Origin of the sequence: Oceanobacillus sp. MO10714A (genome assembly GCF_037072045.1) — a bacterium.
Taxonomy (GTDB): domain Bacteria; phylum Bacillota; class Bacilli; order Bacillales; family Amphibacillaceae; genus Oceanobacillus; species Oceanobacillus indicireducens.
The window spans coordinates 1-12,364 of sequence record NZ_JAXHDC010000065.1; the positions used below are offsets into that span (position 1 = coordinate 1).

At 41.3% G+C, this 12,364-nt stretch carries 11 protein-coding genes; 2 read left to right on the plus strand and 9 right to left on the minus strand.

Annotated elements, in window-relative coordinates; translation table 11 throughout:
• Window positions 1-45: 45 nt before the first annotated feature.
• From SPD53_RS18285 to SPD53_RS18325, 9 genes are all read right to left on the minus strand, one after another.
• Window positions 46-831 (minus strand): MBL fold metallo-hydrolase, encoded by a 786-nt coding sequence (locus SPD53_RS18285; RefSeq protein ID WP_188856943.1) that lies wholly within the window; start codon window positions 829-831, stop codon window positions 46-48.
• Window positions 828-1,745 carry a two-component system regulatory protein YycI gene (locus SPD53_RS18290; RefSeq protein WP_156855367.1) on the minus strand — a complete coding sequence of 306 codons (918 nt, stop codon included), beginning with the start codon at window positions 1,743-1,745 and terminating at the stop codon, window positions 828-830. The genes SPD53_RS18285 and SPD53_RS18290 overlap by 4 nt, the downstream gene beginning before the upstream one ends.
• A 2-nt stretch (window positions 1,746-1,747) precedes the next feature.
• The gene (locus SPD53_RS18295; protein ID WP_336253407.1) at window positions 1,748-3,112 is read right to left on the minus strand and encodes a YycH family regulatory protein; all 1,365 of its coding nucleotides are present in this window, start codon (window positions 3,110-3,112) and stop codon (window positions 1,748-1,750) included.
• The gene (gene walK, locus SPD53_RS18300) at window positions 3,109-4,932 is read right to left on the minus strand and encodes a cell wall metabolism sensor histidine kinase WalK (RefSeq protein WP_156855365.1); all 1,824 of its coding nucleotides are present in this window, start codon (window positions 4,930-4,932) and stop codon (window positions 3,109-3,111) included. Before walK ends, SPD53_RS18295 begins: the two co-directional genes overlap by 4 nt.
• Before the next feature lie 5 nt (window positions 4,933-4,937).
• Window positions 4,938-5,639, minus strand: a complete 702-nt coding sequence (gene yycF / locus SPD53_RS18305) for a response regulator YycF (protein WP_156855364.1) — start codon at window positions 5,637-5,639, stop codon at window positions 4,938-4,940.
• A gap of 187 nt (window positions 5,640-5,826) precedes the next feature.
• Entirely contained in the window at window positions 5,827-7,200 is a 1,374-nt protein-coding gene (gene dnaB / locus SPD53_RS18310) for a replicative DNA helicase (RefSeq protein WP_156855353.1), read from the minus strand.
• Between the two features lie 116 nt (window positions 7,201-7,316).
• Window positions 7,317-7,766 carry a 50S ribosomal protein L9 gene (gene rplI, locus SPD53_RS18315; RefSeq protein WP_156855352.1) on the minus strand — a complete coding sequence of 150 codons (450 nt, stop codon included), beginning with the start codon at window positions 7,764-7,766 and terminating at the stop codon, window positions 7,317-7,319.
• A complete protein-coding gene (locus SPD53_RS18320; RefSeq protein WP_156855351.1) occupies window positions 7,763-9,739 on the minus strand; it encodes a DHH family phosphoesterase in 1,977 nt (658 codons plus the stop codon). The genes rplI and SPD53_RS18320 overlap by 4 nt, the downstream gene beginning before the upstream one ends.
• A gap of 33 nt (window positions 9,740-9,772) precedes the next feature.
• Entirely contained in the window at window positions 9,773-10,714 is a 942-nt protein-coding gene (locus SPD53_RS18325) for a YybS family protein (protein ID WP_188856947.1), read from the minus strand.
• A 637-nt stretch (window positions 10,715-11,351) separates the two neighbouring features.
• Between SPD53_RS18325 and SPD53_RS18330 the strand changes: the two genes are divergently transcribed.
• Window positions 11,352-11,849, plus strand: a complete 498-nt coding sequence (locus SPD53_RS18330; RefSeq protein WP_156855349.1) for a DUF1189 family protein — start codon at window positions 11,352-11,354, stop codon at window positions 11,847-11,849.
• 92 nt (window positions 11,850-11,941) lie between these two features.
• A partial coding sequence (locus SPD53_RS18335; protein WP_336253408.1) for a hypothetical protein occupies window positions 11,942-12,364 on the plus strand: 423 nt, incomplete at its 3' end.

The following is a 12,364-nucleotide window of genomic DNA, read 5'->3' on the forward strand; positions in this document are numbered from 1 at the left end:
CAAAAAAACAGGCCAAGCAGGGGATTCCTGCTTAGCCTGTTCATATTACACTACATCATATAATTGGGTTGGTTCTTTTGGATCGGTGTCACATAGTTCGATATGGATGCCGCGTTCTTCCAATATACGGGAGACGGACATGCGGGCAAGGTCTTTCATATTATTGTCCAAGCTCAAGTGAGCAAGATAGATTCGCTTCGTATTATTGTTAATGACGTCAGCTAGTGCGAGCCCTGAATCTTCATTGGACACATGACCAGAATCGCCTAGGATGCGTTGTTTTACACTCCATGGATATCTTCCCATCCGTAGCATGTCCACGTCATGATTCGCTTCAAAAATATAAGCATCTGCATCTTCCACTATTTTCTTAATCCGTTCCGACACATAACCTAAATCCGTAACAAGCGCTACTTTTTTTCCGCCACTATGAAACGTGTAAAATTGTGGTTCCGCAGCGTCGTGGGAGACACCGAAAGATTCAATGTCCATATCACCAAAGGTTTGAACTTCTTCCCGGTTAAAAACAAACTTTTGGTCAACAGTAAGCTTTCCGATCGAATGCTCCATCGCCTTCCACGTCTTTTCATTTGCATAGATCGGCAAATTATATTTCCGCGCAATTATCCCAAGCCCTTTTATATGATCACTATGTTCATGGGTTACTAAAATGCGGGAAAGCTCGCTCGGGTCAAGATGAGCTTTTTCAAATAACAAATCAATCTGCTTCCCACTCAAACCCGCATCGACAAGGATTTTTTCCTTTTTCGATTCAATATAAAAAGCATTCCCTGTACTCCCTGATGCGAGTACACTAAAGCGTAAACTCATTCTGTTTCACTCCGATTATCTAACTCTAATCTTTCTTCTAGAATAGGTAAGAAATTTTCCCTTAAATCATTTTCCTCATCCAATATATTCACCCGCATCATATGTTCACCAATGACGTTCAGTAAAAATTCCGTCTGATTGCTTTCATAAATGAGGCCTTCTATCGCATTGACAAAATGATCGCGCTCCTCATTCACTGACACTTTCCATGTCGGGGCAAATACTTGAATACCTTCTGCGGTAATCCGAGAATAATAGCCGATTTCTATATCCGACACATTATCTCCACGATGTAAATAATTTGCTTTGAAAAGCTGACCGATCACCTGCGTCGGCTGGTTCAACTGCACTGGCTCACCTTGCACTTCTGCCTTTCCAAGAATCGTCTGGCTATAGTGGGTTACTTCATTATCATCGTTCAGAAAGACGAGTAGCAAGCCATTTTCATTATAGTAAATGGGCCGGTTTTCCTTCTCTTGGAAAAACATCAATATATTCAATTCCTCATTCCACTCGGCAAAAACATATTCGTCCCCGTAAAGCACGTGAGGGAGAACCGCCGCTTCCAGCGCATCTTTGGACTTATTCGGTGAAAGCTTAACCGGACTATCCAATTGACTTATAATTAAATTATTATTAAAAACTTCTATCGTCTGACCTTCTAATTCATCCAATTCCTCAAGATCCTTATCTGATAATTCCCGTTGGACGACCGATATATAGGCAAGTTCGGTTACATCAACCGCTTTTGAATCATCGGTTATTTGTTCTGAAGCGAGCTGGTCTTCAATCGGTAATTCCTGATTGTCGAGATATCCGACATCTTGCTGTCGGTCGATAAAGGCAAAGATCAAATATATATTGAGGATGAGGAAGCTAAGGATGAATAATGTCTTAATATTTCCCCACTGCATCCTTAGTTCCCTCCCATTGGTTGCTTTTCTTCATCAAATATAATTTTTTGCCATGAATTATTTTCCTTTTTGTACCAAGCTGGAACCATCTCAAAGTATTCACTATCCTGTTCATCCTGCTGATATTTCAGTTCATAGCCTATTTTAACATCTTCTATATTCTCCATCGTAACATCCACATCGGATTCTAAAAGGTCAATGATGTTTTCTCCCGATGGCAGTTCATTTTCTCGCAGTTTGAATTCACTATCGAATAAATAAAGCGGCCGGTCATATTCAATCAGCTGCATACCATTTTGATAATTTCCCCATCTTTGCTGGATGGTGGCGAGCTTATGAATATTAAATACGGGATAACTTTTATAATACATTTGGTATGTTACTTGATTGTTATTCAAATTAACATCATCCAAGCGATAATCTTGGTTCAAGCGAGATGCATACGTCCAACCGCTATGATTATTAATATTGTTGATACTGCGATCAAGCAAATCCAGTTCACTAATAACACGATCCGGTTCGTCAGTTGACGGTGAAATATGACTAATATATTCCATCCGTTTGCCATTCTGATAGACACTCATCTGCCGGTTATCCGTAAAATAAGCTTCTCCAATCGTCTGTGAGTTGGTTTCCCGTACAACAGCAGGATTCGTGAATAGGATATTAACGAACAAAGCTGGTTGAATTTGAGTTGGTGTAATAGAATAGGAATCCATTTTTATCTTGCCGGCTGGAATATATACCGGGTTTGTCTGTTCATTTATAACAAGGTATTCCTGATATGTTTCTTTATCCAAGGTCTCCGTGTTGCGCCATAATTGATCATAGATCTCTGCATCATTAATCAAAGCGACGGCACGCTGGTCGGAAGTATCCGAACTAAACTCCAGCTGTAAGGACTTACTGTCATGAATAAAACTAATGTATATCCGCTTCATCGACCAATTCGGAAAAATAATATCATCTGACCCAAAATTAAACAGTGTGCCGAGCACTTTCATAGGAATTTCATCGGCAAATATGAGTTCTATTTTTTCCGGGGAGCGCTCAGTCGCTTCTTCACTATCAAGAACCTCATAATTGGAAATAACCCAATCTTGCATCTGATGAAACATTTGATCTTTGGATTTCGAATCTTGAAATCCAAAATAACCTGCGTCAGTGTGGAAAATAATATCTACAGGTTTAATCAGACTCCGCTTCGTTTCGTCATTTGATCCCCCTGCATCAATCTCACTATTTACAAACTCACTGCTAATCGTTTGGTTGGAGTTCGGTTGATAACTCCATAGCGTGTAAGATAAGAGAATACTGATTCCAATTAAGACAATGAGGATGAATGTTTTTACGGTTTCGAATTTCATCTGACGTCCCTCCGCTTCCTCTTAATGAGTGGGAGTGTAAAGTAAATCGTTGTCCCATGACCTTCTCTGCTTTTCGCCCAGATTCGTCCATGGTGAGCTTCGACGAGTTCTTTTGTAATGGCAAGTCCAAGGCCTGTACCACCAAGCTTCCTCGTTCTCGCCCGGTCCGCCCGGTAAAAGCGGTCGAATATTTTTTCCAATCGGTCGTAAGGAATTCCCATCCCTTCGTCTTGCACCGAGATGAGCAAGTAATGGCGTTTATTTTCTACCCGGAGAACAATTTTGCCGCCTTCTGGAGAATACTTAATCGCATTTGAAATAATGTTATCAAGTACTTGAGTCATCTTATCTTTATCAATCCATACTTGATAATTCTTATTCGGCAATTCCCGTTTGATTGTCGTCGTCTCCGGCAAATTCATTTCAAAACGGTCGATGATCTGGTGGAAGTAATCGATAAAATCTGTTTCTTCCTTGTGGAGCTGGTATTCCTCTGCATCCATTCTGGAAAGCTGGAGAAGATCATTCACCATCCGGATCATCCGGTCGGTTTCATTTTGGGTAACTTCAAGGAATTTCGGTGCGATTTCCTTATCTTCCCAAGCTCCGTCCGCCAATGCTTCGAGATAACTTTTCATCGTCGTAAGCGGTGTCCGCAATTCATGAGAAACATTGGAAACAAAATCCCTGCGCTCTTGTTCAACCTTTTCATCTTCCGTTACATCATTCAACACAGTAATAAAACCATTTATTGCATCTTGGTCATCTTTTACTGTGGAAAAGTTAGTTCGGATGAGAAACGGCTGGTGATCATCGCTGAAATCAATAATCATCGAGCTATTCTCCCGGAGTTCAGATATATCGACAAGCTTTTCATCAAGCTGTAAAACATCAAGTAAATCATCACCAATCAAATCGTCCGGATTTTTCCCGAGGAGAATTCCCGCAGCTTCATTGATTAACGTGATTGATCCTTCTTGATCGGTTGCAATAACACCGTCTGACATATTGGATAGCACTGAACTGAGCTTAAAGCGTTCTTCTTCAATTGTTGCATAGGAATGTCTCAGTCGGCTGTTCAAGTCATTGAATGCTTCTGAAAGCTGACCGATTTCGTCTTTTCCATATACATTTACTTTCTGGGTGAAGTCACCTTTCGCCATTGCTTGGGCTTGTCTGCGCATTTCCTTAATCGGCTTCGTGATCGAGCGGGCAACAAGCACCCCAATAATGGCAGAGATTGCAACCGCAAGTAATGCCCCTTGTAAAAAGATTTTATTAATTTCATCCAGCTGCTTATAAACGCCCTCTAAGGACGATTCCAAGTAAATCGCACCGACTACGTTGTTCTCATTATCAAGAATCGGGTCGACGCGAACATAAACATATTCTCCGTTTTCATTGATGAAATCATCTTCCTTTGTCATATCAAAGAAAAGCACCTGTTGGATGATATCTCTCGTAATCCGCTGATTGATTTCCACGAGATTATTGTTCGTACCGATGATTCTACTTTGGCTGTTTACGACAATTACGTTCGTAAGGTCATCGGTGCTGAGCTCATTAACAATATCTTGAACTTCTGCCTCCGGACTCATTCCCTCTTCCGTTTCCGTCTGTTCACGGTTGTAAACACGTTCGAGATTATAGCTAAGAAGTTCCATTCGGCTGGAGACATTGTCCTTAAAGCTTTCTTCCAGGTTTTTGGAAAGCTGCCCGGTAAAAAATGTTCCGATGAGCTGGACAGCAAGTATCAGCAAGAGAATATAAATAATAATGAATTTTAATTGTATCGAACGAAAAAATCCGACTTTATGCATCACAACTACTCCTGATCAGGATTACGTAAATAATAACCAACTCCGCGCCGTGTCACAATCCAGGCCGGGTTACTTGGGTTCTCCTCAATTTTCTCACGCAGTCTTCTCACCGTAACGTCAACCGTACGCACATCTCCGAAATAGTCATAACCCCATACGGTTTCAAGTAAATGTTCTCGGGTCATAACTTGTCCAATGTGACGTGCAAGGTAGTGTAATAATTCGAACTCCCGGTGGGTCAGTTCGATTTGTTCTCCATCACGGGAAACAACGTAAGCATCCGGGTAAACGGTAAGACTTCCGATAACGATGTTTTTCGTCGGTTTCTCGGTTTCTTCCGGTAACTGCTGTCTACGCAAGTTCGCCTTCACCCGGGCAATGAGCTCGCGGTTACTGAATGGTTTCGTCACATAGTCATCCGCACCAAGTTCCAGGCCGAGTACTTTATCGATTTCCGAGTCCTTTGCGGTCAGCATGATAATCGGCATACTCTTTGTTTTCCTTACTTCACGCAGTACTTCATTTCCATCTTTATTTGGCAGCATAATATCGAGGAGGATGAGTTCGGGGTCTTCCTCTTCCGCCATACGTATTGCCTCGTCACCGTCATTGGCGACAATCACTTGGTAGCCTTCCTTTTCTAAATTAAACTTTAATATATCTGCAATTGGTTGTTCATCATCTACAACTAATATTTTTTGATTCATTTTTGCCACATCCTTTTCATGTAACGCTTTCCTCTATTTTAACGTACTTTTGCCAATCTGTCTGTACCTATTTGGTCGGAGAGCGGGGCCAGTGGGGTCAGAGCATTTGTCCCAGTCAAATGGGACAAATGCTCTGACCCCACTGGCCCACTCCAAGTCAAAAAAGCACGAGGCTTGTGCTCGTGCTTTATGCTTGGACGGGTGCTTGGGGAATGTCTTGTTCACTGTAGCGATATTCCAAGTCAACGAATTTGTTGTATTCTTTTACAAAGGCAAGTTCAACGGTACCGGTTGGACCGTTACGTTGCTTGGAAATGATGATTTCGATGATGTTTTGCTTTTCCGATTCCGAGTCATAGTAGTCGTCACGATATAGGAAACCAACAATATCGGCATCTTGCTCAATACTTCCAGATTCCCGGAGGTCGGACATCATCGGGCGTTTATCCTGACGGGATTCGACACCACGGGAAAGCTGCGATAGTGCGATTAAAGGCACTTCCAACTCTCTTGCCAGTCCTTTTAGAGAACGAGATATTTCGGAAACTTCCTGCTGTCTGTTCTCCTGGGAGCCGCTGCTTCCTTGGATAAGCTGTAAATAGTCAATCATAATCATTCCAAGACCATGTTCTTGTTTTAACCGGCGACATTTCGAACGGATTTCACTGACACGAACACCCGGTGTATCATCAATAAAAATCCCGGCATTTGATAGAGAACCCATCGCCATTGTCAGCTTGCCCCAGTCGTCTGCTTGGAGCTGGCCGCTCCTAAGTCGTTGGGAATCAATATTTCCCTCAGCACAGAGCATCCGCTGTACGAGCTGGTCCGCTCCCATCTCAAGACTGAAGATCGCGACATTATTTGCTGTTTTTACCGCAACGTTCTGCGCGACGTTCAGAGCAAAAGCTGTCTTACCAACAGAAGGGCGGGCGGCAATAATAATCAAGTCGTTGCGCTGGAAGCCACTCGTAATTCGGTCCAGTTCCTGATAACCAGTTGGAACACCGGTTATGTCTCCCTGATTTTCATGGAGCTGCTCAATTTTATCGTAAACGTCGATGAGGACGTCTTTAATATTTTTAAAGCCTTCACTGTTTTTTCTTCCGGAAACTTCGAGGATGGTCTTCTCCGCTTCATTTAGAACGTCATCGACCTCGTCCTCCCGCTCGAATCCTGAAGTTACGATATCTGTCGCGGCACGAATGAGTCGGCGCAGCAATGCCTTCTCTTCTACAATACGGCTATAATACTCAATATTCGCAGCGGTCGGTACACTTTCAGCTACTTGGGTGAGATACGTAACTCCACCTGCTTCTTCCAGCTGCTTCCGGTCATTTAAATAAGTGGTAACGGTAATAACGTCTATTGGCTCACCGCGGTCTGCCAGTTGCAACATCGCAGCGAAGATCCGTTGATGGCTTGCCCGGTAAAAGTCTTCCGGCATCAAGATTTCCGAGGCACTGGAGAAGCTTTCAGGCTGCAGAAAAATTGCTCCGATAACCGACTGTTCCGCTTCAATATTATGCGGCGGTGTACGGTCGATTGGTCCTTGATCCATGGTAGTTCCTCCTCTCTTTGTTGATTCATGAAGTAAAAAGGACTCACGTGAGATTCGTGAGTCGCAGGGCCGACTGATCAGAGTTTTCTGGGACAGTAGCTCTGACCCTAGTCCCACTATTTTTGTTCGGTGACGTGGACTTTGATTGAACCGGATACTTCTGGGTGGAGCTTGATTGGTACGGTTGTGTAGCCCAGAGCTCGGATTGGTTCGTCTAGTTCAATTTTTCGTCTGTCGATTTTATGTCCATAGTCTTTTGCTAACTTTTCTGCGATTTGTTTGTTTGTAATTGATCCGAATAGGCGTCCGCCTTCACCAGATTTTGCTTGCAATTCCACTGTTAAATCAGCAAGTTTATCTTTTAATTGAATCGCTTCTTCTTTTTCTTTCTGTTCTTGCTGGGCGTTCTTACGTTTCTTCGCATCAAGCGCCTTTAAATTTCCTGGTGTTGCTTCAATCGCCAATTTATTTTTTAAGAGATAGTTTCTTGCATAGCCTTCCGCTACGTCTTTTACTTCCCCTTGCTTTCCTTTACCTTTTACATCTTTTACAAAAATCACTTTCATTTCGTTTCTCTCCCTTCGAAATATTCATCAATGATATCTTTTAACAATAATTCAACGTCTTCAACGCTTGTATCTTCTATTTGGGTTGCGGCATTCGTTAAATGTCCACCGCCATTCATTCGTTCCATAATGATCTGGACATTGATTTGTCCTAGCGAACGGGCGCTAACACCAACCCGGCCGTCCTCCCGCTCGGAAATAACGAAGGAGGCTGTCACCCCTGTCATTGTCAAGAGCGTATCGGCAGCTTGTGCAATCAGTACAGGGCCGTACGTTTCTCCAGGCTCTGCAGCAACAATTGCAATTTTGTCTCGGTAGATTTCGGTCCGTTCGATTAACTTGCTCCGCTGTAAATAAACACGGAGATCTTCTTTAAGTAATTGTTGGACGAGTACCGTATCTGCCCCCTTTGCTCGTAAGTAAGAGGCTGCATCAAACGTACGAGAACCTGTCCTTAACGTAAAGCTTTTCGTATCTACTATAATACCAGATAACAAGGCGGTTGCTTCAAGCATTTTTAATTTAATTGTTTTGGGCTGATATTCCAATAACTCCGTCACAAGCTCGGCGGTAGAAGATGCATATGGTTCCATATAAACAAGTGTCGGATTATCAATAAACTCTTCTCCACGGCGATGGTGGTCAATAACCACTTTATATTCCGTCTTAGCGAGTAAAGCTGGCTCGGCGACCATAGACGGCTTATGCGTATCGACAATTACAATTAGACTCTGACTTGTAATGATATCTTCCGCTTTATCGGGGTCAATGAATCGTTCCCACAGTTCTTCATCTGCCTGGATCGCTTCGACTAACCGTTGTACACCTGTATCCACATCATCCGGATCAAAGACAATATAACCTTCGACACCATTTGCTTTTGCGATATTTAAAATCCCGATCGCTGCACCGACAGAGTCCATATCCGGTGATTTATGCCCCATAATAATGACTTTGTCGCTCACCTTCACAAGATCTGTCATTGCGTGGGAAATAACTCGCGCGCGGACACGGGTCCGCTTTTCCATTGGATTCGTCTTACCACCATAGAAACGAACCTTACCTGCTTCATCCCGAATTGCTACTTGATCCCCACCTCGGCCGAGTGCTAAGTCAAGACTAGATTGGGCAAGTTCACCAAGCTGTGGCAATGGAACGTCTCCTTGACCGACCCCGATACTTAGCGTGACATTCGTACTCTGTTCCCCGGTAATCTCCCGGATTTCATCCAGAATATCGAATTTCACTTCTTCTATCTGTCTTAAAATCTCTCTCGTTCCAATTGCGAGGAAACGTTCCTGGGAAGTGCGCTTCATATAAAGGCCATTCCGCTTCGCCCAATCATTAATGAGAGAGGTGACTTCTGAATTCAACAGACTTTTTGCCGTGTCATCCATCGGCAAGGTAATATCTTCATAATTATCGAGAAAAATGATAAACAAGACAGTCTTATCATTTTCATAAACGGTACGCAGTTGCTCCCGCTCCGTTTCATCAATGAAATAAACTAAGCGCTCATTTTTATTAATCTTTGTATGAAAATAGTATTCATCTAACTGAACAATCGTATCTTTTCTGTCTTCTTTAATGTCGGTAACTAATTCCTCGGACAAGAAATTAAGTGAAGAACCGATTACTTCGGCTTCATCCGTATTAAATTGTCGCATATAAGGATTCGCCCATTCGATTTTATAGTTCTCATCGTAAAGCACAATCCCAAAAGGAAGCTCACTTAAAGCCTCTTTGCCTACCATTTTTACGCGTGTTGAAATTAGCTTAATTTCATCTTGCAGCTCTTCCATTCGCTTATTTTCTCTTTGTATACTATAAGCTAATGAAGCGAGCAGCAGAACAGCCCCTACTATTCCAATTATCCACTCGTAATAAAAAAGGACGGCAAGCAAAATGGCGGATAGGATATAGATAATCCATATATGATTGTCTAATAATCGCTTCCTTTTCAACTCCGGCATAACTGTTCACTCCAATTTTGCTTCCATTAAAGGTTATTTATTTTTTTGAAGACGAGCCCTCAAATTTAACCCTATATCAATTATACCTAAGATTCTAACGAAATAAAGGAGAAATAATGGAAACAGGATGGTCAGCACAATACTTAAGATAGGAATTACCTTCGACCACTTCTTATAATGCGTAAAGAAGAAGATGAAAGAAAATCCTTGGATTACAAGCAGCATTTCTAAAATAATCAGTGCATTTTGTACACCGACATACATAATACTGTTCGGATCGGAACTGATCAAGGATGCGATAATGACGATTAAATAGAGCCAAATAATCGACGTCGGCAATTTTAAACTTCTAAATGGTGGAAAGTATAATTTTTTATTGTACATTCGGTTCAACAATTTATAACTAATCCACTGTGTTAGAAACGCTAAGAACACCGCGCTGATTGCAATGAAGGCTGGCATGAGCTTAATAAAGTACTGAATCTGCTCGATAAATAATGCCTCCATATCCACGGCTTCCCCTGATTCAAGACCTACCCCTTCCATAAGGGAAATATACCAATCCACTTGATCTGTTGCAATCGTTTCGATTTCCTGGACGAAATTCACACCCAGTAGAACTTGCGTGAAAGCAAGCGTAAATAACAGGCCCCCGATAAATCCTAACGTCCCGTAAGCCCATGTTTCATAAGCAGTCCGCTCTTTATTTATTGCATGTCCTATTAATAAACCTGCCGCTCCCATCATCAGTGTGAGCGGTAAGTAGATTACCGTCAGAATCATACTAATAAGAGAAGCGAAGACAACTACAAGCATTCCAGGCTTCACTCCATGTTTGGACGTATAGATGACAAAGGGAATTGGGAGTAGCACCATCATAAAGGTTGATAGAAAAGGTACTAAGGTACCGAACAGGAGAATAAGATATATTCCTGCTAGGAGTGCTCCTTCTGTCAGTTTTTTTGTATTGTTCATTTCTGGCATACACCTCAATTTTATATCTAATTATCACGGTACAACTATTCTTTAACTGCCCGCATCCAAGTAAGTGGAATCAAATCTACTCAGGCAGTAGAACACGGATAGTAACACCCTGATTAACTCCATTAGCATTCAGCTGGGCAATAAAACGCTCGCTGAATGAAGTTTTATTTTATGCTGTCCTCTTATCATAACATGAAAGCTATTTTTCTTTCGTGGTTAACGGTCGAAATCTCAAACACGAACGAACAGATTTTTATTATTTTTATTGGGAAATCATTTTGTCACGTATTAACGGTCTGTAATACCCCCCACTTCTAAACATGAGAATAGCCTACATGTGAAGGGGGGAGATACAGTCCGTAAATACCTGATTCGGTTCAACTAACATTCAGTGGGGAGGGAAGGAACCCCACTGAATGAAGTTTCACTTTATCCAAATGCCTCTATTTATTTCTTGTCGAAATTTCCCGAAATTATTTCCCGGGTAATAATTTACCGCATGATTTAACAGAACATTCATTCTAGTTGGATAGGTTTCCTTGGAAATAATTAATCACAATCAGAGCATTTCCTGCTGATTTCATCTATAATTAAGATGTATAAGTATGTTTAAATAAGGATGGAGCCAATGATTCTCATAGATGCATTTATTAATAGTTTAAAATTACCTAATAAAAATGCGATGTTCAAATTAAATCGAGTCGGAATGGATATCGTCGTATTCTACTTATTTATTTTGATTCTTATCGTCTCAATCCCACATCTTGTTCTGCAACTGCAAATGACAGATGGGCTTGCAGGTGGATTGCCAGTTATATTAAAATTAATCTATTTCTTTATGTTCTATTATTTACCACTGACAATCGCCGTATTCCTATTTATTTCCATCATGGCATATGTTGGGGTTGCAATTGCCAAACTGATGAAAAGGAAATTAAGGTATCAGATTATTTGGAAGCTGCTCGCTTTCACAACAACGATTCCTTTCTTTGCATATATGTTACTTGCATCACTTTTTCCAATCCGTGACAAGTACCTGCTACTAGCAATTGTTTATTCTTTCATTATGCTCATCTTCATGATCCTGAAATATCCAAAACGAAGAATAAGGAAGAAAGCTAAATAGAAATTTCTAGTTGGGGGTGTCCGTAAATTCAACCAAGGCAATTATTTATCTATATTATTTCAGTCTCACTTAATGCGTTAGGAAATAGTTTCATGATTGTAGCAAACTTTGGAAGTGCTCCCTGGACTTCCGCCGGAGAAAACTTAGCATATATCTTACCATTTTCCGTTGGGGTCTGTGTCATTATATTACATATGTTTTCCTTCCTGCTTAGTTACTTGATGAAAGTTAGACTCAGTTTGAAAATAATTGCTCAAAGTCTCATCCTCGCTTTTATATTTGGAGGCTTTATTGATTTATTCTTATACCTTCATCAGTTGGTCTACATTCCGGGTGATATGTTCATGCGTGGTTTGTACTTGTTTGTCGGCCTTAACTTCATTGCAATCGGAGTTAGTATTTATTTTCAAGCTGGATCTATTTACTTACCGACGGATTATTTATTGAAAGCATTCGGCAAGTTAATGAAAAATTATACAGTAGGAAATATCTTTTTTACAGCCGTACCGTTAGTA

What these genes read in the sequence shown, in the direction of transcription:
- rplI (WP_156855352.1), bottom strand. Translation starts at nt 7,766, where the DNA reads ATGAAAGTGATTTTTGTAAAAGATGTAAAAGGTAAAGGAAAGCAAGGG.
- SPD53_RS18290 (WP_156855367.1), bottom strand. Translation starts at nt 1,745, where the DNA reads ATGCAGTGGGGAAATATTAAGACATTATTCATCCTTAGCTTCCTCATC.
- SPD53_RS18320 (WP_156855351.1), bottom strand. Translation starts at nt 9,739, where the DNA reads ATGCCGGAGTTGAAAAGGAAGCGATTATTAGACAATCATATATGGATT.
- SPD53_RS18295 (WP_336253407.1), bottom strand. Translation starts at nt 3,112, where the DNA reads ATGAAATTCGAAACCGTAAAAACATTCATCCTCATTGTCTTAATTGGA.
- yycF (WP_156855364.1), bottom strand. Translation starts at nt 5,639, where the DNA reads ATGAATCAAAAAATATTAGTTGTAGATGATGAACAACCAATTGCAGAT.
- walK (WP_156855365.1), bottom strand. Translation starts at nt 4,932, where the DNA reads ATGCATAAAGTCGGATTTTTTCGTTCGATACAATTAAAATTCATTATT.
- dnaB (WP_156855353.1), bottom strand. Translation starts at nt 7,200, where the DNA reads ATGGATCAAGGACCAATCGACCGTACACCGCCGCATAATATTGAAGCG.
- SPD53_RS18285 (WP_188856943.1), bottom strand. Translation starts at nt 831, where the DNA reads ATGAGTTTACGCTTTAGTGTACTCGCATCAGGGAGTACAGGGAATGCT.
- SPD53_RS18330 (WP_156855349.1), top strand. Translation starts at nt 11,352, where the DNA reads ATGATTCTCATAGATGCATTTATTAATAGTTTAAAATTACCTAATAAA.
- SPD53_RS18325 (WP_188856947.1), bottom strand. Translation starts at nt 10,714, where the DNA reads ATGAACAATACAAAAAAACTGACAGAAGGAGCACTCCTAGCAGGAATA.